We start from the raw sequence: 19,879 nt of genomic DNA, 5'->3' as shown, positions 1-19,879 counted from the left end.
CCGCGGGAAACGTAGGCTGAGGCCGTGGCAGTTCTCGCATTGGACACCTCCGCAGCCGTCTCCGTCGCGCTCGTCGACCCCGGTGGCGCCCGGCTCGCCGCGCGGTCGGCCGACGAGCGCCGCCGACACGCCGAGTCGCTGGCCCCGCTCGTCGACGCGGTGCTCGCCGACGCCGGCCTGGACCGCACGGACCTCACGGCCGTCGCCGTGGGCACCGGGCCCGCGCCCTTCACCGGCCTGCGCGTGGGACTGGTCACGGCGCGCACGCTGGCCCTGGCCCTGGGGATCGACGTGCTCGGCGTGCCGAGCGTCGACGCGGTCGCGGTGCAGGCCGTCGCCGACCTGGGGCTGACGCCGGGCGACGAGGTGCTCGTCGCGACCGACGCCCGCCGCAAGGAGGTCTACTGGGCGCACTACCGCGTCGTCGCGCACGAGGGCCCGCACGGGGTCCCCGTCGTCGAGACCCTGGCCGGCCCGGGGGTGGACAAGGCCGCCGACGTCGCCGCGCGGCTCGCGGACGCGCCCGCCGACGGCGGCCGCCTGGTCGTCGTGGGGGAGGGCGCCACCCTGTACCCGGAGCACCTGCCCGCCGACGAGGACGCCCCGCTCGTCCCGGACGCCGCGGTGCTGGCACGGCTCGCGCTCGCCCGCCGCGCCGCCGGCGAGGAGCTGCCCACCGAGCCGCTGTACCTGCGCCGTCCCGACGTGCAGGAGCCCGCGCCGGCACGTCTCGTGCCCGCCACCGGGAGCCCGGCATGACCACCGAGCAGCCGACCACCGAGCCGGTCGCCGACGGGCCCGAGCGGCCCGCGCAGGAGGGGCTGCCCCGCACCGTGCAGCAGGTGTACGCGCCGTCGTGCCGGCTGCGCCCGCTGGCCAGCGCGGACTTCGACCGGGTGCTCCAGCTCGAGCGGGTGCTGTTCGGCGCGGGGGCGTGGACGTACGGGATGCTCGCCGACGAGCTGGCCGCGCTGGGCCGCTGGTACGTGGTCGCCGAGCCGGCGGGGCCGGACGCGGTCGCGGTGTACGGAGTCGGGCCGAAGCCGGTGGTCGGGTACGCCGGGCTGTGGTTCGACGGCGACGTCGCGCAGGTCATGACGATCGGTGTGGACCCGCACTACCAGCGGCACGGCGTGGGGCGCGCCCTGATGGAGGCGCTCGTCGAGCGCGCGCGCAAGCTCCGCGCGGAGGCTGTCCTGCTCGAGGTGCGCGTCGACAACGAGCCGGCGCTCGCGCTCTACGAGCGGCACGGCTTCGAGCGGATCGGGCTGCGCAAGAGGTACTACCAGCCGGAGGACAAGGACGCGTACACGATGCGCCTCGACCTGCGCGACCCGCACGCGCGACGAGGGGCGGCGTCGTGACCCGCGAGGACACGCCGCGCTCGCGGGTGCTGGTCTCGGTCGCGGAGCTCGCGGCGGACCTGCGGCTCAGCGCCGGGCCCGACCCCGCGGACGGCGCGCCGGTGCTGCTCGACGTGCGCTGGGCGCTGGGCATGACGGACGGCCGTGAGCGCTACCTCGAGGGCCACCTGCCCGACGCCGTCTACGTGGACCTGGAGTCCGAGCTCGCCGCGGAGGCGTCGCCGGAGGAGGGGCGCCACCCGCTGCCCTCGGCGTCCTCGTTCCAGCGCAGCGCGCGGGCGTGGGGGCTGCGGACCACGTCGCGCGTCGTCGTGTACGACACCGTGGGTGGCACGTCCGCGGCGCGGGCGTGGTGGTTGCTGCGCTTCTTCGGCGTGGACGACGTGCGCATCCTCGACGGCGGGCTGCCCGCCTGGGTGCGTGCGGGCCTGGCGCTGGAGAGCGGCGACGTCGTCCACGCGCCCGGCGACCTCGTCGTGCGACCGGGGCACCTGCCGGTGCTCGACGCCGACGACGCGGCGGAGCTGGCCGAGACCGGGACCCTGCTGGACGCGCGGGCCGCCGAGCGGTACCGGGGCGAGACCGAGCCGGTGGACCCGCGGGCGGGCCACGTGCCCGGCGCCGTGAGCGCGCCGACCGCGGAGAACCTGCGCGAGGACGGCACGTTCCTCGACGAGGAGGCGCTCCAGGGCCGGTTCGCCGACCTGGGCCTGAGCGCGACCGACGAGGGCGACGACGCCGTGCTCGCCGTCGGCGTCTACTGCGGGTCGGGCGTGACGGCGTCGCACGAGATCGCCGCGCTGGCGTGCGCGGGCATCCCCGCCGCCCTGTACGCGGGCTCCTGGTCGCAGTGGTCGAACGACCCGTCGCGCCCGGTGGCCACGGGCGGGCGGCCCTAGCGTCGTCGTCCTTCCCGGTGCTCCCCGGGAGCCGTGTTAGCGTCGCATGTATACCGATCTGTATACACGGGAGGTCGAGCGATGAGCACGCCCGAGACGATGCACGCGGTCAGGATCCACCGGCACGGGGGCCCGGAGGTCCTTCAGGTGGAAGAGGTCGCCGTCCCGGCGCCCGGACCGGGAGAAGCCCTGGTCCGTGTGACCGCGGTGGCGCTGAACAACACCGACCTGTGGACCCGGGAGGGTGCCTACGGCAGGCCGGGCGACCCGACGGCCCTGTCGGGCTGGCGCGGCCCCGTCGACTTCCCGCGGACGCAGGGAGCAGACGTGGCGGGGCAGGTGGTGGCCGTCGGCGCCGGGTCGGACCCGGGCCTCGTCGGGCGTCGGGTCGTGGTCGACCCGGCGAGCTACGACGCTGCCGGCCGGGACGCCCACCCGGTGGGCCTCATGGGCAGCGAACGGGACGGCGGGTACGCCCGGTACGTGACGGCGCCCGCCGACCAGGTGCACGACATGACGGGATCGCCCCTCACGGACGACCAGCTCGCGACCCTGCCCACCGCCTACGGCACCGCGCTCGGCATGATCGAGCGCGGCGGGCTGCGGGAGGGCGAGACCGCGCTGGTCACGGGGGCCTCCGGCGGCGTCGGGCTCGCGCTCGTCCAGCTCGCCCGCGCCCGCGGGGCGCGCGTGCTCGCCGTCAGCAGCGGCACGAAGATCGACTCGGTGCGGGAGGCGGGCGCGCACGTCGTCGTGGACCGGGCGCAGGACGTCGTCGAGCAGGTCCGCGCCGCGGCCCCGGACGGCGTCGACGTCGCCCTCGACGTGGTCGCGGGCGACCTGCTGGGCGACGGTCTGCCGCTGCTGCGCGAGGGCGGCCGGTGGGTCGTCGCCGGGGCGCTCGGCGGGCACGAGGTGGCGTTCGACGTCCGCCGGCTGTACCTCCACAACGCCCAGGTCGTCGGTTCGTCGATGCACACGCGCGCGCACTTCGACCTGCTCATGGGCCTGGCGCGCGACGGCGCGATCGAGCCCGTGGTCGCGGCGACGTTCCCGCTGGAGCAGGCCGCGCGGGCGCAGGAGGAGCTGGCCCGCCGGGCGCACGTCGGGAAGATCGTGCTGCACCCGTAGGCGCGAGCCGGACGACGAACGGCCCGGTGCCCTGAGGGGCCGGGCCGTTCGTGCGTCGTGGGGTCGCGGTCAGAGGACCTGCGCGACCTCGTCGAAGGAGAGGCGCGGGCCGCGCGGGTAGGGCGAGCCCTCGCCCTCGGCGTGCCCGACGTTGATGACGAGGAACGACTTCCAGCCGGACTCGGCGAAGAACTCGGTGTCGACGCCGTCGAAGTCCATGCCGTTCATCGGGCCGGCGGCGAGACCGGCGGCCCGCAGGCCCACGATGAGGTACCCGGCCTGGATGAGGGCGTTGTTGCGGGCCATCTGCTCGCGGACCTCCGCGGCGGGCTCCAGCTGCTCCTTCATGCCCGGGTAGGCGGGGAAGAGGGTGTCGAGGTGCTGGTGGAAGGCCGGGTCCGCGGCCAGCACCAGGGAGACCGGCGCGCCGGCGACGCGGTCCTTGTTGCCGTCGCCCATGTGGGCCACGAGGCGCTCGCGGGCGTCGCCCGAGCGCAGCACCAGCACGCGCAGCGGCAGCGTGTTCATCGCCGTCGGGCCGAACTTCGCCAGGTCCCAGGCGGAGGTGAGCTGCTCGTCGGTGACGGGCTCGTCGGTGAAGAGCGAGGTGGTGCGGGCGGCGCGGAACAGGAGGTCCGCCACGTCGTCGCCGACGGCGAGGGACGTGGAGGGGTGCGTGAGGGTCTCGGTCATGATTGCCGGAACACATAGATGCAGACGCATGATTCCGGCTCCGGCCGTGACGTGCCCCACAGGGGTCACAACGCCGTGAGCGGCTCGAAGTCGAACCCGTCGGCGCGTGCGAGGTAGAGCCGCTGCTCGGCGTGGTTGCCGTGGAACCGGACGAGGCCGCGCGGCCCCTCGTACGCGAGCCCGTCGACGGAGCGGTCGGTCGCGGCGACGGCGGCGCTGCCCGCACGCTCGACGATCGACCGCAGCGCGAGGATCCCCTCGTAGCAGGCCTCCGCGGCGGCGCCGATCGCGGGCGCGTGCAGCCCGTGGTGCGCGGTGTAGCGGCCCACGAGGTCGAGGGCCTCGCCGGTCGCGAGGCTGCGGAACCAGCCGCCGGCCGAGTACAGGTTCGCCGTCGCGCCCGCGCCGCTGCCCATGAGCATGTTCTCCTCCATGAGGGTGCTGAGCCGCACCACCCGCTCGTGCAGGCCGCGCCGGGCGAACAGGCGGTTGAACCGCACCCCGTTCTGCCCCACCATCAGCAGCAGCACGCCCTCGGCGCCCGAGCGCTCCACCTCCTCGAGCGTGGCCGCCAGCTGCGCATGGCTCGCCCCCTGCTCCGGCAGGAAGCGCGCGCCCGCGAACCCCGCGCCGAGCCCGGCCAGCTGGGGCGCCAGCGCCGCGTACGTGCCCCGGGGCCAGGCGTAGTCGTCCCCGACGACGAACCACCGGCGCGTGCCCGCCTCGGCCCGCAGGCGCTCGATCGCGGGGAAGAGCTGCGCCGACGGCACCTCCCCGGTGACGTAGAGCCCGGGGCGCGTCTCCGCGCCCTCGTACGCCGCCGGGTAGACGTAGGGGACGCGGCGCTGCACGAGGGGGACGACGGCGCGCCGCACCGCCGACGTGTGCCACCCGGTGAGCGCGTGCAGGCGCCCGCCGTCGAGCGCCGCCCCGAGGCGCCGGCGGAGCCGGTCGACCGGCTGGCCGGCGTCGAGCAGCTCGGCGCGCACCGGGCGACCGAGGATGCCGCCCGCGGCGTTGAGCTCGGCGACCGCGAGCTCCGTGACGGCCTGGCACGAGGGGCCGTAGATCCCGCCCGGCCCCTGGAAGTGCAGCAGGACGCCGACGACGAAGTCCGACATGACGTCCCGTCCGCGCGAGGGACCCTGGTCCGGGCCCCGGCCTGTGATGGCCGGTAGTGTACGAGGGCGAGGGAAGGCGGGTCAGCATGCGGACGTCGACGCGGTCGGAGAGCCCCACGGCGAGCCTCGGTGCGCACGCGTCCGGGGCGGGTCCCGCGGCCGAGCTGCGGGGCTCCGTGGTGGCCGGGCGACGCGCCGCGCGTCGCGCGTCCGACGCCCTCGCACCGGCGGGCTGCACCCTCGACGAGTGGCTCGTGCTGGACGCGCTGCGGCGCCGTCCGGGCGCGACGATGTCCGAGCTGCGCGCCGCCACGGTCATGGACAAGGCGACCCTCGGGCGCCGCGTGGACGCGCTCGTCACCCGCGCGCTGGTGTACCGCGAGGTGGACGCCTTCGACCGTCGCGTCGTCCGCGTCCACCTGTCGTCCCGGGGGCGGGACGTGCTGTCAGGCCTCGACGCGCGGCTGGCGGAGGCGGAGCAGGGCGACCAGCCACGCGACCAGTAGCACCCCGGCGAGCACCAGGCCGTACGGCTCGAGGCCGACCGACGCGCCCGGCACCCCGGCGAGCGCGGGCACGTGCTCCGCGGCCACCTGCAGCAGGGTCACGCCTCCGATGCCCACCGCGGCCGCCGCGGAGACGCCGGTGACCAGCACGTCGTAGCGCAGGCGGCCCCGCCCCGCGCCGACGCCTGCCTGGGCGTACGCGCGCCGGGCGGCGGAGCCCTGCACGGAGTCGAGCAGCGACATCCCCGCGGCGAACAGCACCGCCAGCGGCAGCGGCGCGTACCAGGGCACCTGACCGAGGGCCGTCGACGTCGTCATGGCGAGCAGGCCGATCTCCGTGGCGGTGTCGAAGCCGAGCCCGAACACGAGCCCCACGCCGTACATGCGCCCGGGCCGGTCGGTGGCCCAGGCGAACCGGCGCAGCGCCCACGAGACCGGGCCGCCCACGGCGTCGAGGTCGTGGTGGTGGTGGCCGGCGCCGCGGAGCGCGCGACGCAGCAGCAGCACGTTCACCACGGCGATCGTCAGCAGGAAGGTGCCCGACACCACGGGCCCCCACACGCCGGTGAACCGGCGCCAGGGCGACGACTCGTCCTCGAGGGCCGGGGCCAGCGCCTGCACGCCGACGGCGAGCAGCAGCGCGGCGCCCACGACCACCGTCGAGTGGCCGAGCGAGAACCACAGGCCTACCCCGCGGGCGTCGCGCCCCTCGCGCACGAGCCGCCGCGTCGTGTTGTCGATCGTGGCGATGTGGTCGGCGTCGAACGCGTGCCGCAGGCCGAGCCCGTACGCCGTGAGGGCCATGACGAGGGTGATCGCGCCGGACCCGCCGTCCAGCGCGAGGGTGGCGGCGAGGCCGCCGATCCCCACGACGTGCAGGGCGGCGACGACGAGGGCGGTCCGGGTCATACGTGCTCCAGACGTGCGACGGGCGGTACGGGCGGCTCCGGGACGTCACGGGCCGGTACGGGATGAGACCGGTGCAACGGTCTGAGATGAGCGGCGGGCCCGAGCCAGCGGGTCAGGGTGCCGCCGCGCTCCAGGCGCAGCGTCACGGCGCCGTCGGCCCCGGGCCCGCCGGCATCCGTGCCGGCGTCGGCACCGACATCGGCGTCACCGACGGGGTCGTCGTCGCCCGTGCCGCGCAGGTCGGTGACCGTGTCGACCACGCGCGTCCCGCCCAGCACCCCCGGCACGGGACGGTCGCCCTCGGCCACGACCTCCTCGACGAGCAGGGGCCCCTCGTCGTCGCGCACGCAGGAGCGCAGCACCACGCGGCCGCCGCGCTCGCCGCCGCGTCCCAGCACGATGGTCTCGCGCAGCCGCAGCCGTGCGCCGGCGCCGAGGACGGCGTCCGTCGACCGGGTCACGTCCGCGCCGGTGGACACGACGAACGGCAGGCCCTCCCAGTCGAGCCGCGCGCCGGGCCCGAGGTGGACCTCGACGTCCCAGCGGCACGGCACGCCCTCGCCGTCGTACGCGACCGTGCCGCCGACGTCGGTGAGGGTCAGCGCGCACCCGTCGGCCACGCGCACCTGCACCGTCACGTGGTCGCCGCCGAGCAGCACCGCCCCGGTCGCGACCAGCGCCACCTCCGCGCGGGCCGCGGCGCGCGCGACGGTCCGCGCGGCGAGCAGGCCGTCCCGGGTGCGCACGCGCACGGGGGCGCCCGGCACGGCGCCCGGGAGGACCTCGACGAGCGTGCGGCGCGCCTCAGTGCGCGTGGGTGTGCGCATGCTCGTGCCCGTGCGACCGGTCGCCGTCGTCATGGCTGTGCAGGACGCCCCCGCCGTCGGGGTCGGCGTGGAAGTGCGGCGCCATCGGGCCGGGGTCCTGCGCCACGTGCTCGCCGCCGCGGAACCGCTCCAGGACGCCCAGGAGCCACGCGCGCAGCGCGGCGACGGAGGCGTCGTCGGTGCGCGACAGCGCGACGACGGCGCGGCCCTCGCGGGCGGCGGACGCGTCGGCGACCATCCGCTCGACGTCCACGCCCACGTACGGCGCGAGGTCGGTCTTGTTGACCACGAGCAGGTCGGCGCGGCCGATGCCGGGCCCGCCCTTGCGCGCGACGTCGCCGCCGCCCGCGACGTCGAGCACGAAGATCTGCGCGTCCACCAGCGCCGGGCTGAACGTGGCGGTGAGGTTGTCGCCGCCCGACTCGATGACCACGAGGTCGAGGGGCGCGAAGTCGCGCTCGAGGTCCTCCGCCGCGAGGAGGTTCGCCGTGACGTCGTCGCGGATGGCGGTGTGCGGGCAGGCGCCGGTCTCGACCGCGCGGATGCGCTCGGGGTCCAGGACGCCCGCGGAGCGCAGGAACCGCGCGTCCTCGTCGGTGTAGATGTCGTTGGTGATGACGCCGATCCGCAGCTCGTCGGCCAGCGCGCGGCACACGGTCGCGATCAGGGAGGACTTGCCGACGCCGACCGGGCCGGCGACGCCCAGGCGCAGGGCGCGGGCGGGGGTCGCAGGGGTCGCGGGGGGAGTGGTCTCAGGCACGGAACAACCTCTGGGTCGTGAGGGCGTGGGCCTCGGCCCAGCCCTCGGTCAACGGGGCGCCGGAGGCCGGGATGTCCTCCGGGGTGGCGCACGCCGCGACGCGGAGCACGTGCTCCTCCGCGGCGGCGCACGCGTCCAGGACCCACCTCGCCGGGGCGAGCGGGTCCAACGGCTCGAGCTTGAGCAGGGCCGACGCCGCCGTCTGGGCGTCGTCGTAGACGGTCAGGCGGACGACGTCCGCAGGCGGGAGACCGGCGGCCGCGCAGATCGCGCCGAGCACGACGGCGCGCGGCAGCGCGCCGGTGCCGTGCGGGACGACGTGCCCTGCGCTCTCCCGGCGACGGCTCGCCGCGTCGTGGCGGACGACGAGGCGCACCGCCGCGCTGTCCGGCCACAGCGTGCGCGCGACCCGCAGGTACCCGCGGCCCAGCAGGCGCGACGCGTCCCGCAGGGCGGGGGAGGGCGTCCGCGCCGCCCAGGCGCGCACCACCCCGTCGACCCGGACGTCCGGCGCGTCGACGGCCCCGGCGGCGGACCCGTCGTCGTCGACCGCGGTCGCGCGGGGCTCGGCGTCGGCAAGCAGCCGCGCGGTGACCACCGCCGTGCCGGCCTCCACGAGGCTCACCGTCGTCGCCCGCCCGACCATCCACGCGGCGACGTCGGCCGGCGGCATCCCGCCGCGCAGCGCCGGCTCCAGGCTCGCGGAGTGCGCGTGCCCGCCGCCGGGCAGGCGGGCGTCCGCGAGCAGCAGCGCGACCGTGGTGGGGTGCGGGGACAGGAACGACATGGGCGGCCCTAGAACATCGAGTAGAGCTGGGCCAGCGGCAGCCGGACCGCGGGCGCGGGCTCCACCAGGTCGCCGTCCACGCGGATCTCGAACGTGTCGGGGCGGATGTCGATCTCCGGCAGCGCGTCGTTGTTGCGCATGTCGGCCTTGGTGACGTCGCGGGTGGGGGCGACGGGGGCCAGGTCGCGGCGCAGGCCGAGCCGCCCGGCCAGGCCGTCCTCGATCGCCGCCGGCGCCACGAACGCGAGCGAGGTGTCGGCGCCGATCGCGTCGCCGAAGGCCGGCCGCTGCAGCACCGGCTGCGGGGTGGGGATGGACGCGTTCGGGTCGCCGAGCGCCGCCCACGCGATGACGCCGCCCTTGATCACGAGCTCGGGCCGGAACCCGAAGAACCGGGGGTCCCACAGCACGAGGTCGGCCAGCTTGCCCGGCTCCACCGAGCCGATGTGGGCGTCGACGCCGTGCGCGACGGCCGGGTTGATCGTGTACTTCGCGACGTACCGGCGGGCGCGCTCGTTGTCCGCCGGCTCGGCGCCCGACAGCGGCCCGCGGCGGTGCTTCATCACGTGCGCCACCTGCCAGGTGCGGGTGATCACCTCGCCGATGCGGCCCATCGCCTGGGCGTCGGAGGAGGTGATGGAGATAGCGCCCAGGTCGTGCAGCACGTCCTCGGCCGCGATCGTGGAGGCCCGGATGCGCGACTCGGCGAACGCCAGGTCCTCGGGGACGGCGGGGTTGAGGTGGTGGCAGACCATGAGCATGTCCAGGTGCTCCGCCACGGTGTTCACGGTGTGGGGGAGGGTCGGGTTGGTCGACCCCGGCAGCACGTGCGGCAGGCTCGCGATCGTGAGGATGTCGGGGGCGTGCCCGCCGCCCGCGCCCTCCACGTGGTACGCGTGGATGCCCCGGCCGTCGATCGCGTCGATCGTGGACTGCACGAACCCGGCCTCGTTGAGCGAGTCGGAGTGCAGCGCCACCTGCAGGCCCCACTCGTCCGCGGCCCGCAGCGCGGCGTCGAGGGCCGCGGGGGTGGAGCCCCAGTCCTCGTGCACCTTGTAGCTCGCCGCCCCGGCCAGGGCCTGCTCGGCCAGGGACGCGGCGCTGACGGTGTTGCCCTTGCCCAGCAGCAGCACGTTGAGCGGCAGGTGGTCCAGCGCCCGCAGCACCGAGCGCAGGTGCCAGGCGCCGGGCGTCACGGTGGTGGCCTTCGACCCCTCCGAGGGGCCGGTGCCGCCCCCTGCGACGGTGGTGATGCCGGTGGCCAGCGCCTCGTGCAGCGCCGACGGCGACAGCAGGTGCACGTGCGGGTCGAAGCCGCCGGCGGTGAGGATGCGGCCCTCTCCCGAGATCACGTCCGTGGACGGCCCGATCACCAGTTCGGGGTGCACGCCGTCCGCGACGTCCGGGTTGCCCGCGCGGCCGAGCGCGACGATCCGCCCGCCGCGCAGCCCGACGTCGGCCCGCACCACGCCCCACCAGTCGAGCACGACGACGCCGGTGATCACGGTGTCGGGGGCGCCCTCGGCGTGGGTGCGGGTGGACTGCGCCATCGACTCCCGGATGGACTTGCCGCCGCCGAACACCGCCTCCTCGCCGCCGACCGTGCGGTCCTCGGTGACCTCGATCCACAGGTCGGTGTCGCCGAGGCGCAGCTGGTCGCCGACGGTGGGCCCGTACAGGGCCGCGTAGCGCTCGCGGTCGATCCAGACCATCAGTCCTCCTGCTCCTCGTGCGACTCCGCGGCCTGCGGGGTCGGCACGGCGCCGAGTGCGCCGTCGTCGTGCTTGCCCCGCTGGATGCCCGGCACGCGCCGCGCCCCGCGGATCGTCACCAGGTCGACCTCCCGGCTCACGCCGGGCTCGAACCGCTGCGAGGTGCCGGACGGCACGTCGAGCCGGAACCCGTGCGCGGCGGTGCGGTCGAAGCGGAGCGCGTCGTTCGCGTCGGGCAGGTGCACGTGCGAGCCCACCTGCACCGGCCGGTCGCCGGTGTTCTCCACGACGAGGCGCAGCCGCTCGTGCGGGGGGCGCACGTTGAGCTCGAGGCGGCCGGGGGCGACGCGGGTGGCGCCGGGGCCGGCGGTGGCGTGTGCGGACACGGGTCCTCCAGTCGGGTCGGGGTCAGGGGATCGGGTGGTGCAGCGTGACGAGCTTGCGGCCGTCGGGGAAGGTGGCCTCGACCTGCACGTCGACGAGCATCTCGGGCACGCCGTCCATCACCTGCTCGCGGCCCAGCACCTCGCGTCCGTCCTGCATGAGCGTCGGGACGTCGGCGCCGTCGCGGGCCCGCTCGATCACCCAGCACGACAGCAGGGCGACCGTCTCGGGGTGGTTGAGCCGGACGCCGCGGGCGAGGCGGTCGCGCGCGACCATCCCCGCCACGGCGAGCAGCAGCTTCTCGGTGTCGGCGGGGGTCAGGTGCACGGTTCCTCCTCGGCTCGGACGGCGGCTCGCACGGCGGCTCGCACGGCAGGGCGGCTCACAGCGCCATCGCCTCGCGGGCGCCGGCGAGGGCGTCGACGCCGCCGCCCGCCCCCCGGTGGGTCACGCGCCCGGACGCCAGCACGGCGTACTCGGCCGCGTGCTCGACGGCGTAGCCGAGGTGCTGCTCGACGAGCAGCGCGGACAGCCCGCCCTCCGCCGTCAGCGTGGTGATCGCCGCGTAGATCTCGCTCACGACGTTCGGCTGGATGCCCTCGGCGGGCTCGTCGAGCACCAGCAGCCGAGGGCCGGTGACGAGCGCGCGGGCGATGGCGAGCTGCTGGCGCTGGCCGCCGGACAGCAGCCCCGCCTGACGGCCGAGCAGCTCGCGCAGCGCGGGGAACAGGTCGAGCGCGTCGTCGGTGCGGCGACGGCCGGCGGTCCCGTGGGCGTCCGCGACCACCTGCAGGTTCTCCCGGGCGGTGAGCTGGCCGAAGTACTGTTGGCCCTGCGGCACGTACGCGATCCCCGCGCGCACCCGCCGGTGGGTCGGCCACCGCGTGACGTCGTCGCCGGCCAGGCGCACGGTCCCGGCCCGTGCGGGCAGCAGGCCGAGCACGGCCTTGAGGAGCGTGGTCTTGCCCGCCCCGTTGTGGCCGAGGACGGCGGTCAGCGTGCCGTCCGCGACGGCGAGGTCGACGTCGTGCACGACGGCCGTGCGGCCGTATCCCGTGCTCACGCCGCTCAGCTCGAGCATCATGCGCGTCCCTCCGTGGTCGTGGCGTCGGCCGTGCCTCGGTCTCCGGCCGGGGAACCGAGGTACACCTCGACGACGGCCGGGTCCTGCTGCACCTCGGCCACCGTCCCCTCCGCGAGGACGCGGCCCTGGTGCATGACGGTCACGGAGTCGGCGTACGAGCGCAGGAACTCCATGTCGTGCTCCACGACCACCACGACGCGCTGCGAGCCCACCCGGCGCAGCAGCTCGCCGGTCTCCTCGCGCTCCGCCTGGGTCATGCCCGCGACGGGCTCGTCGAGCAGCAGCAGGTGCGCGTCCTGCACCAGCAGCATCCCGATCTCGAGCCACTGCTTCTGGCCGTGCGCGAGGACGCCGGCCGGGACGTCGCGCAGCGCCGCGAGGCCGACCGTCTCCATCGCCTGCTCGACCGCCTCCGGGACGCCCCGGCGACGGCGCAGCATCGTCGTCGGCCGGCGGCGGGCGCCCGCGGCGATGTCGAGGTTCTGCAGCACGGTGAGCTGCTCGAACACGCTCGCGGTCTGGAACGTGCGGCCCACGCCCGCGCGGGCGACGCGGTGCGTGGCCCTCCCCAGCAGCTCCGTCCCGCCGAACCGGGCCGATCCGGCGGCGGCCCGCACGAGGCCGGTGACGGCGTCGATGAGCGTCGTCTTGCCCGCGCCGTTGGGCCCGATGAGGAACCGCAGGTCGCCCTGGGTGACGGTGAGGTCGACGTCGCGCACGGCGACGAACCCGCCGAACTCGACCCGCAGGCCGCGCACCTCGAGGTAGTCGTGGCGGAACCGGGCGGTGTCGTCGCCCAGCAGCGCGTCGGCGGCAGCGAGGTCGATCTGCTCGGTCTGCTCGGACTGCTCGCTCATGCGCGGCTCCCTTCGGGCAGGAGGTCGGAGGCCGGGGCGTCGTCCGGCGCGGCCGGAGCGGCCGGCTCCGCCCCGCGAGCGGCGCGACGCCGGCGGCGCAGCATCGGCACGACCGACGCCAGGCCCCCGGGCAGGAACGCGACGACCAGGACGAACAGCGCCCCCTGGAGGTAGATCCAGCCGGAGGGGAACTGCTCGGACAGCGACGTCTGCGCCCAGCTCACGGCGACGGACCCGAGGACCGGGCCGAGCAGGGTCGCCCGGCCGCCGATGGCGACGCCGACGAGGAAGGCGATGGACGGCACGACGCCGACGTCGGCGGGGGAGACGATCCCCACGATCGGCACGAAGAGCGCCCCGCCGACGGCCGCCATCACGGCCGCGACCACGTAGACGACGGTCTTCACGGCGGCCGGGTCGTAGCCGAGGAACCGGACCCGGTCCTCCTGGTCGCGGACGGCGACGAGGACCTCGCCGAACCGCGACACCATGAGCTGGCGGGCGACGACGACCATGACGAGCAGCACCCCGGCGGCGATCAGGTAGAGCATCCGCTGGTTGACCGGGTCGGCGAGGTCGTAGCCGAAGAACGACCGGAACCCGTTCAGCCCGTTGGTGCCGCCCGTCGTCTGCTGCTGGCCGATCAGGAGGATGGCGAACGCGGCGGCGAGGGCCTGCGACAGGATCGCGAAGTACGCGCCCCGCACGCGCCGCGTGAAGACGGCCCAGCCGAGGGCCGCGGCGAGCGCGGCGGGCACGAGCACCACCAGGGCGAGGGCGACGACCGGCGAGCGCAGGGGCTCCCACCAGCCGGGCACCTCGCCGGTGCCGTACAGCAGCATGAAGTCGGGGACGCCGCCGGGGCCGGCGTCGGCCAGCTTGAGGTGCATCGCCATGACGTAGGCGCCCAGGCCGAAGTACACCCCCTGGCCGAGGGTGAGCAGACCGCCGCGGCCCCAGGCGAGGCCGATGCCGACGGCCACCATGGCCAGGCACAGGAACTTGCCGAGCAGGCCGAGCCGGAACGGGCTGAGCAGCACCGGCGCGACGGCGAGGAGCAGGACGGCGGCGAGGCCGAACCCGGCCAGGGCGCGTGCCCGGCCCGGGCGGAGGAGAGCGGACAACCGTGCGGTGCGGGTGCTCGTGCCCGTCATGCGAGGCTCCTCGTCCGGACCGAGACCAGGCCCTGGGGTCGTACCTGCAGGAACGCGACGATGACGACGAACACGAGGACCTTCGCGACGGACGCCGTGGTGGAGTACTCGAAGAACGCCTGCATCAGGCCGAGCGCCGTCGCGGCGATCACCGTGCCCTTGATCTGCCCGATGCCGCCGGCCACGACGACGAGGAACGCGTCGACGATGTAGCCGGTGCCGAGCGTCGGTCCGACCGAGCCGAGCAGGGTCAGCGCGACGCCGGCGATCCCGGCGAGGCCGGAGCCGACGAAGAAGGTGAGCCGGTCGGTGGCCCGCGACGAGATGCCGGAGGCCTCCGCCAGGTCACGGTGCTGCACCACGGCCCGGATCCGGCGCCCGAGCGGCGTGCCCCGCAGCACGAGGGCCAGCACGACGACGCACGTCACCGCCAGCGCGAGGATGAAGAGGCGCGTCTTCGGCAGCGCGAGGCCGCCGACGGTGACCGCACCCGACAGCCAGCCGGGCGCGGCCACGTCCACGTTGGGGGCGCCGAACACGTCCCGCGCCACCTGCTGCAGCAGCAGGGCGACGCCCCAGGTGACGAGCAGCGTGTCGAGCGGCCGCCGGTACATGCGGTGGATGAGCGTGGCCTCGAGCAGCAGCCCGAGCGCCCCGCCGACGAGGAAGCCGAGCGGCAACGACACGAGCAGGCTCGCGCCCGGGTCGCCGAGGAGCCCCTGGATCACGAACGCCGTGTAGGCGCCCGCCATCATGAACTCGCCGTGGGCCATGTTGATCACGCCCATCTGACCGAACGTCAGGGCGAGGCCCAGGGCCGCGAGCAGCAGCACCGAGCCGAGGCTCAGGCCCGCGAAGAGCTGGGAGAGGAGGGTGTCCATGTCGTGTCCGCCGCCCCCGGCTCAGGAGAGCCCGTCGGCCCAGTCGTAGCCCTCGAGGAACGGGTCCGGCTCGATGGGCTCCTCGGAGCTCCACTCGGTGTGGATGAGCCCGTCCGCGCCGATGCGCCCGACGAGCGCCGTCTTGGCGACGTGGTGGTTGTCGCCGTCCACGACGACGGTGCCCTCGGGGGCGTCGAAGGTGACGCCGTCCGCGGCCGCCTGCACGTCCGCGACGTCGAAGGACTCCGCCTTCTCGACCATCGCCTTCCACAGGTACAGCGAGGTGTAGGCCGCCTCCATCGGGTCGGACGTCACGCGGTCGTCGCCGTACTCGGCCTGGAACGCCTCGACGAACGCGTCGTTCTCGGGGCTGTCGACCGTCTGGTAGTAGTTCCAGGCGGTGAGCTGGCCCTCGATGTTGTCCACGCCGATGCCGCCCACCTCCTCCTCCGCGATCGAGACGGAGACGACGGGCATGTCCTCGGCGGACAGGCCGGCGTTGTTGTACTCCTTGAAGAACGCGACGTTGGAGTCGCCGTTGAGGGTGTTGAACACCGCGTCGGCCCCGGCGGCCTTCACCTTGTTGACGATGGTGGAGAAGTCCGTGTGGCCCAGCGGCGCGTACTCCTCGCCGACGATCTCGATGCCGTGCGCCTCGGCGTACGCGTTGATGATCTTGTTCGCGGTGCGCGGGAACACGTAGTCGGAGCCCACGAGGAACAGGGACTTCGTGCCCTGCTCGGCGAGGTAGTCCAGGGCCGGCACGATCTGCTGGTTGGTCGTGGCGCCCGTGTAGAAGATGTTCTCGGAGGCCTCGAGCCCCTCGTACTGGACGGGGTAGAACAGCAGCGAGTCGTTCGCCTCGAAGACCGGCAGCATGGCCTTGCGCGACGCCGACGTCCAGCCGCCGAACACGGCCGCGACGCAGTCGCTGGTGATGAGCTTGGTCGCCTTCTCCGCGAAGACCGTGGGCTCCGACTGGCCGTCCTCGGAGACGACCTCGAGCTGCTTGCCGAGCACCCCGCCGTCCGCGTTGATCTCGGCAGCGGCCAGCTGGAGCGCGTCGTGCACGGTCTGCTCGGAGATCGCCATCGTGCCCGACAGCGAGTTGAGGAAGCCGATCTGGACCGTGTCGCCCGAGGTGTCGACGCAGCCCGCGGCCGCGGAGGCCGAGGCGTCGCCGCTCGCCGCGTCCACCCGTGCCCCGCAGGCCGAGAGGGCCGCGACGGCGACGACGGCGAGCGAGGCGACGACAGGTCGGGTGGTGCCGGTACGCGTGCCGGTACGCGTGGTGCCCGTGCTGCTTCGAGGACGCATGGTGCTCCTTCGTGGCCGTGGCCCGTGGGCCCGATGAGGTGCGGACGAACCCGGTGGGCCAGGCCCGGTTAGGTTCAGATGAACCCAAGTACGCCCACGTGTCCCCGCGGTGAGTTCGGTGTCACCATCGTGTTACGGCTGGTCCGGGCGGTGCCGGAGAGGTGACCGGAGCGGTCGCCGTGGTGCCGGTGCGATCATGGGGCCATGGCATCCGCGCACGGGGTCGGCGACCCCCTCGTCCTCGGCATCGAGACCTCCTGCGACGAGACGGGCGTCGCGCTCGTCCGCGGCGACGAGCTCCTGGTCGACGCCGTCGCCAGCTCCATGGACGAGCACGCGCGCTACGGCGGGATCATCCCGGAGGTCGCGAGCCGCGCCCACCTGGAGGCGATGGTCCCGACGATCCGGCGTGCGCTCGGCGAGGCCGACGTCGACCTGTCCGAGGTGGACGCGATCGCCGTCACCGCCGGCCCCGGGCTCGTGGGTCCGCTGACGATCGGCGCGTCCGCGGCGAAGGCGCTCGCGATCGGCCTGAACAAGCCGCTGTACGGCGTCAACCACGTCATCGGGCACGCCGCGGTGAACCAGCTCGTCGACGGCCCGTTCGACGGCCGCACGATGGCGCTGGTGGTCTCGGGCGGCCACAGCACGCTGATGCTCGTGGACGACGTCGCGACCGACGTCACCGAGCTCGGATCCACGCTCGACGACGCGGCGGGGGAGGCCTTCGACAAGGTCGGCCGCCTGCTCGGCCTGCCGTACCCCGGCGGCCCGCACGTGGACCGGCTCGCCCGCGAGGGCGACCCGGAGGCCATCCGCTTCCCGCGCGGCCTGACCGCCGCGAAGGACCAGGCCGAGCACGCCTACGACTTCTCCTTCTCCGGCCTCAAGACGGCCGTCGCGCGCTGGATCGAGGCCTGCGTCGACGCCGGGCGCGAGGTGCCCGAGGCCGACGTCGCCGCGTCGTTCGCCGCCGCCGTCGCCGACGTGCTCACGGCCAAGACGATCGCCGCGTGCCGGCGGCACGACGTCGAGACCCTGGTCGTGGGCGGCGGCTTCTCCGCGAACAGCCAGCTGCGCGACATGGCGGCGAAGCGGTGCGCGGAGGCGGGCATCGACCTGCGCATCCCGCCCATCCGCTACTGCACCGACAACGGCGCGATGATCGCCGCGCTGGGCTCCGCCGTCGTTCGTGCCGGGGCGGCACCGTCGAGCTTCGACTTCCCGGTCGACTCGTCGATGCCGATGACCACGATCACCGTCTGACCCCGCCGCGTCGGGCCTGGCGGAAAAGGCCTCGGCACGCCGCCCGGGCCTCGGTAGCGTCCCGGGCGTGGACACCGACCGCCCCGCCATCTATCAGCACCCGCTCGCGTACCTCGTCGGGCTGGAGGGCGTGGCGCTGATGCGCGCGTTCGCCGGGGAGCACGACCGGGCGTTCGTCGAGGCGCGGCTGGCCGACGTCCGCGCGCTGCTCGACGCGGCCGACAGGTTCGGTGACGGCCGCGACGTCCCGCCGATCACCACCCGCGACGGGTACCGGCACTGGGCGCCCCGCTACGACGGCCCGAACGGGTTCTGGGGCATGGAGGAGCCGCTCGTCCGGCCGCTCATGGAGGGGCTGCCCCGCGGCGTGGCGATCGACGCCGCGTGCGGCACGGGCCGGCACACGGAGTGGCTGGTCGAGCAGGGGCACGACGTGCTCGGGGTCGACTCGTCGCCCGACATGCTCGCGGTCGCCCGCACCAAGGTCCCGGGGGCGCGGTTCGCCGAGGGGGACCTGCACGACCTGCCGGTCCCCGACGCCTCCGCCGACCTGGTCCTGGTCACCCTCGCGCTGTGCCACGTGCGGGACCTGGGTCCCGTGTTCGCCGAGCTGTCGCGCGTGCTGCGGCCGGGCGGGCGCCTCGTCGTCTCCGACACGCGCGGCTACTTCGTCGGCTCCCCCCTCTACCCGCTGGTCGAGGGGGCGGACGGCGAGTTCGGGTACATCCCGAACTGGCAGCACGCGACCAGCGAGTACCTGCAGGCGGCCCTGCCCGTGGGCCTGGCGCCGCGGTTCTGCCGCGAGTACGCGGGCGGCGGCGCGGACGAGGACGACGGCGGCCGGGAGTACACCGCGGCCGCGCACGCCGGGAACGGCGCGTTCGACCCCGGCGCGGACCTGGAGCTCGAGGACCCGACCAGGCCGCCCGACATCTGGCAGATGATGCCGTGGGTCGAGGCGGCCGCCCACGCGGCGTACGCCCGGACGCCCACCCTCATCGTGTGGGACTTCGAGAAGGAGTAGTCAGCCCGCCGCGGGCAGCGGTCGCCCGGCGTGCAGCTCGGCGACGAGCGACGCGACCACGGCCTCCAGCGCCGCGGGGCCCCCGCCGTGCGCGCGCGCCACCTCGCGCTGGCGCTGGTACGACGCACCGCGGCGCACGATCTCCCGCACGCCGTCGAGCGCGGCGGCGCAGCCGAGCCGGTCCGCCACGGGCTCGAGGGTCGTGAGCAGGCGGGGGAGGGCGTCGGTGACGAGCTCCTCCTCGCCCGCGTCGTCGAGGATGATGATCGCGTCGGTGCCGTAGCGGGCCGCGCGCCACTTGTTCTCGTGCACGAACCACGGCGGCATCGTGGGCAGCGGGCGTCCCTCGTCGAGCAGGGTCGACAGGTGCTCGACCAGGCAGTGCACGAGGGCGCCGAGGGCGGCGAGCTCGAACGTGTTCGACGTGCCGTCGCAGATCCGCATCTCGACCGTGCCGAAGTGCGGCGCGGGCCGCACGTCCCAGCGCACCTCCGTGAAGTCGTCGATGACGCCGGTGTGCAGCATGTCGGCGGTGTACCGCTCCAGCTCGGACCAGGCCCCGAACTGGTACGGCAGCCCTGCGGTGGGCAGCTGCTGGAAGATCATGGTGCGCATCGAGGCGTAGCCGGTGTCGTCGCCGCCGAAGAACGGCGACGACGCGGACAGCACCTGCAGGTACGGCAGGTACACCAGCAGCGAGTTGACGATGGGCAGCACCTTGGCGCGGTCCTCGATGCCCACGTGCGCGTGCACGCCGTAGACGATCTGCTGGCGCCCCACGACCTGCGCCCGGTCGACGACGGTGGCGTACCGCTTCTTGTCGGTCACCTTCTGCTGCGACCAGTGCGCGAACGGGTGCGTGCCGGCGCCCATGAGGTCGACGCGCATGGGACCGGTGGCGTCGTGGATGGCGGCGATGCCGCGCTCGAGGTCGGCGATCGCCTCGGGCACCGTACGGCGCACGTCGCTGATCACCTCGACCGTGTTCCGCAGGAACTCGGGCTTCACGTAGCGGTGCCGGACGTCGTCGGCCACCGCCTCGATGACGGCCGGCGCCACCTGCCGCAGGTTGCCCGAGTCGGCGTCGACCAGCGCGAGCTCCCACTCGAGCCCGACGCTCGACCGCTCGGAGGCGGCGAATTCCAGCACCATGCGGGCCATGCTTCCACGCGGGGACGCCGGGCCGCGCGTCGGTCCGGCCGC

Annotated in this window: 22 protein-coding genes; 7 read left to right on the top strand and 15 right to left on the bottom strand. The window is 75.0% G+C overall.

Annotated features, from left to right (window positions below; translation table 11 throughout):
• Positions 1–24: 24 nt before the first annotated feature.
• From tsaB to ACFQ8Y_RS19530, 4 genes are all read left to right on the top strand, one after another.
• The gene (gene tsaB, locus ACFQ8Y_RS19545) at positions 25–759 is read left to right on the top strand and encodes a tRNA (adenosine(37)-N6)-threonylcarbamoyltransferase complex dimerization subunit type 1 TsaB (RefSeq protein WP_430550470.1); all 735 of its coding nucleotides are present in this window, start codon (positions 25–27) and stop codon (positions 757–759) included.
• Positions 756–1,364 (top strand): ribosomal protein S18-alanine N-acetyltransferase, encoded by a 609-nt coding sequence (gene rimI / locus ACFQ8Y_RS19540; protein WP_430550469.1) that lies wholly within the window; start codon positions 756–758, stop codon positions 1,362–1,364. The genes tsaB and rimI overlap by 4 nt, the downstream gene beginning before the upstream one ends.
• On the top strand, positions 1,361–2,263 hold the full coding sequence (locus tag ACFQ8Y_RS19535) for a sulfurtransferase (protein WP_430586484.1): 903 nt from the start codon (positions 1,361–1,363) through the stop codon (positions 2,261–2,263). The genes rimI and ACFQ8Y_RS19535 overlap by 4 nt, the downstream gene beginning before the upstream one ends.
• A gap of 81 nt (positions 2,264–2,344) precedes the next feature.
• A complete protein-coding gene (locus tag ACFQ8Y_RS19530; protein ID WP_430550467.1) occupies positions 2,345–3,394 on the top strand; it encodes a zinc-binding dehydrogenase in 1,050 nt (349 codons plus the stop codon).
• 69 nt (positions 3,395–3,463) lie between these two features.
• Here the strand turns inward: ACFQ8Y_RS19530 and ACFQ8Y_RS19525 are convergent, their stop codons facing one another.
• Together ACFQ8Y_RS19525 and ACFQ8Y_RS19520 are read right to left on the bottom strand one after the other, a co-directional pair.
• Positions 3,464–4,087 carry a malonic semialdehyde reductase gene (locus tag ACFQ8Y_RS19525; RefSeq protein ID WP_430550466.1) on the bottom strand — a complete coding sequence of 208 codons (624 nt, stop codon included), beginning with the start codon at positions 4,085–4,087 and terminating at the stop codon, positions 3,464–3,466.
• A 65-nt stretch (positions 4,088–4,152) separates the two neighbouring features.
• Complete coding sequence (locus ACFQ8Y_RS19520; RefSeq protein WP_430564245.1) at positions 4,153–5,208, bottom strand: substrate-binding domain-containing protein; 1,056 nt, start codon at positions 5,206–5,208, stop codon at positions 4,153–4,155.
• 86 nt (positions 5,209–5,294) lie between these two features.
• On the opposite strand from ACFQ8Y_RS19520, the gene ACFQ8Y_RS19515 reads away from it, so the two are divergent.
• The gene (locus ACFQ8Y_RS19515; protein WP_430564244.1) at positions 5,295–5,714 is read left to right on the top strand and encodes a MarR family transcriptional regulator; all 420 of its coding nucleotides are present in this window, start codon (positions 5,295–5,297) and stop codon (positions 5,712–5,714) included.
• On the opposite strand, the gene ACFQ8Y_RS19510 is transcribed toward ACFQ8Y_RS19515, so the two are convergent.
• The 12 genes from ACFQ8Y_RS19510 to urtA are packed head-to-tail and all read right to left on the bottom strand — an operon-like array spanning position 5,655 to position 16,386.
• Positions 5,655–6,623: a HoxN/HupN/NixA family nickel/cobalt transporter gene (locus tag ACFQ8Y_RS19510; protein ID WP_430564243.1), complete on the bottom strand. Its 969-nt coding sequence runs from the start codon at positions 6,621–6,623 to the stop codon at positions 5,655–5,657. The two genes, ACFQ8Y_RS19515 and ACFQ8Y_RS19510, sit on opposite strands and share 60 nt — an antisense overlap.
• A complete protein-coding gene (locus ACFQ8Y_RS19505; RefSeq protein ID WP_430586483.1) occupies positions 6,620–7,450 on the bottom strand; it encodes an urease accessory protein UreD in 831 nt (276 codons plus the stop codon). Before ACFQ8Y_RS19505 ends, ACFQ8Y_RS19510 begins: the two co-directional genes overlap by 4 nt.
• Positions 7,428–8,210 carry an urease accessory protein UreG gene (gene ureG, locus ACFQ8Y_RS19500; RefSeq protein ID WP_430550461.1) on the bottom strand — a complete coding sequence of 261 codons (783 nt, stop codon included), beginning with the start codon at positions 8,208–8,210 and terminating at the stop codon, positions 7,428–7,430. The genes ACFQ8Y_RS19505 and ureG overlap by 23 nt, the downstream gene beginning before the upstream one ends.
• The gene (locus tag ACFQ8Y_RS19495) at positions 8,203–8,997 is read right to left on the bottom strand and encodes an urease accessory protein UreF (RefSeq protein WP_430586482.1); all 795 of its coding nucleotides are present in this window, start codon (positions 8,995–8,997) and stop codon (positions 8,203–8,205) included. Before ACFQ8Y_RS19495 ends, ureG begins: the two co-directional genes overlap by 8 nt.
• An 8-nt stretch (positions 8,998–9,005) precedes the next feature.
• Positions 9,006–10,709 carry an urease subunit alpha gene (locus ACFQ8Y_RS19490; protein WP_430564240.1) on the bottom strand — a complete coding sequence of 568 codons (1,704 nt, stop codon included), beginning with the start codon at positions 10,707–10,709 and terminating at the stop codon, positions 9,006–9,008.
• The gene (gene ureB / locus ACFQ8Y_RS19485; RefSeq protein WP_430550458.1) at positions 10,709–11,095 is read right to left on the bottom strand and encodes an urease subunit beta; all 387 of its coding nucleotides are present in this window, start codon (positions 11,093–11,095) and stop codon (positions 10,709–10,711) included. Before ureB ends, ACFQ8Y_RS19490 begins: the two co-directional genes overlap by 1 nt.
• Positions 11,096–11,117: 22 nt before the next feature.
• Complete coding sequence (locus ACFQ8Y_RS19480) at positions 11,118–11,420, bottom strand: urease subunit gamma (RefSeq protein WP_430550457.1); 303 nt, start codon at positions 11,418–11,420, stop codon at positions 11,118–11,120.
• A 55-nt stretch (positions 11,421–11,475) separates the two neighbouring features.
• Entirely contained in the window at positions 11,476–12,177 is a 702-nt protein-coding gene (locus tag ACFQ8Y_RS19475; protein WP_430586481.1) for an ATP-binding cassette domain-containing protein, read from the bottom strand.
• Positions 12,174–13,034 carry an urea ABC transporter ATP-binding protein UrtD gene (gene urtD / locus ACFQ8Y_RS19470; RefSeq protein ID WP_430586480.1) on the bottom strand — a complete coding sequence of 287 codons (861 nt, stop codon included), beginning with the start codon at positions 13,032–13,034 and terminating at the stop codon, positions 12,174–12,176. The genes ACFQ8Y_RS19475 and urtD overlap by 4 nt, the downstream gene beginning before the upstream one ends.
• Positions 13,031–14,188 carry an urea ABC transporter permease subunit UrtC gene (gene urtC, locus ACFQ8Y_RS19465; protein WP_430550454.1) on the bottom strand — a complete coding sequence of 386 codons (1,158 nt, stop codon included), beginning with the start codon at positions 14,186–14,188 and terminating at the stop codon, positions 13,031–13,033. Before urtC ends, urtD begins: the two co-directional genes overlap by 4 nt.
• The gene (gene urtB, locus ACFQ8Y_RS19460; RefSeq protein ID WP_430550453.1) at positions 14,185–15,069 is read right to left on the bottom strand and encodes an urea ABC transporter permease subunit UrtB; all 885 of its coding nucleotides are present in this window, start codon (positions 15,067–15,069) and stop codon (positions 14,185–14,187) included. Before urtB ends, urtC begins: the two co-directional genes overlap by 4 nt.
• Positions 15,070–15,090: 21 nt before the next feature.
• Positions 15,091–16,386: an urea ABC transporter substrate-binding protein gene (gene urtA / locus ACFQ8Y_RS19455; RefSeq protein ID WP_430564235.1), complete on the bottom strand. Its 1,296-nt coding sequence runs from the start codon at positions 16,384–16,386 to the stop codon at positions 15,091–15,093.
• Between the two features lie 204 nt (positions 16,387–16,590).
• Here urtA and tsaD point away from each other — a divergent pair, with 204 nt between their 5' ends.
• Both tsaD and ACFQ8Y_RS19445 read left to right on the top strand, forming a co-directional pair.
• Entirely contained in the window at positions 16,591–17,652 is a 1,062-nt protein-coding gene (gene tsaD / locus ACFQ8Y_RS19450) for a tRNA (adenosine(37)-N6)-threonylcarbamoyltransferase complex transferase subunit TsaD (RefSeq protein WP_430564234.1), read from the top strand.
• 67 nt (positions 17,653–17,719) lie between these two features.
• A complete protein-coding gene (locus ACFQ8Y_RS19445) occupies positions 17,720–18,676 on the top strand; it encodes a class I SAM-dependent methyltransferase (RefSeq protein ID WP_430550450.1) in 957 nt (318 codons plus the stop codon).
• Here the strand turns inward: ACFQ8Y_RS19445 and ACFQ8Y_RS19440 are convergent, their stop codons facing one another.
• The gene (locus ACFQ8Y_RS19440) at positions 18,677–19,828 is read right to left on the bottom strand and encodes a glutamate--cysteine ligase (RefSeq protein ID WP_430550449.1); all 1,152 of its coding nucleotides are present in this window, start codon (positions 19,826–19,828) and stop codon (positions 18,677–18,679) included.
• Positions 19,829–19,879: the final 51 nt, after the last annotated feature.

This window comes from Isoptericola sp. NPDC056605 (assembly GCF_042792795.1).
Taxonomy (GTDB): domain Bacteria; phylum Actinomycetota; class Actinomycetes; order Actinomycetales; family Cellulomonadaceae; genus Isoptericola.
This window is presented reverse-complemented; position numbering and strand designations above follow the sequence as displayed.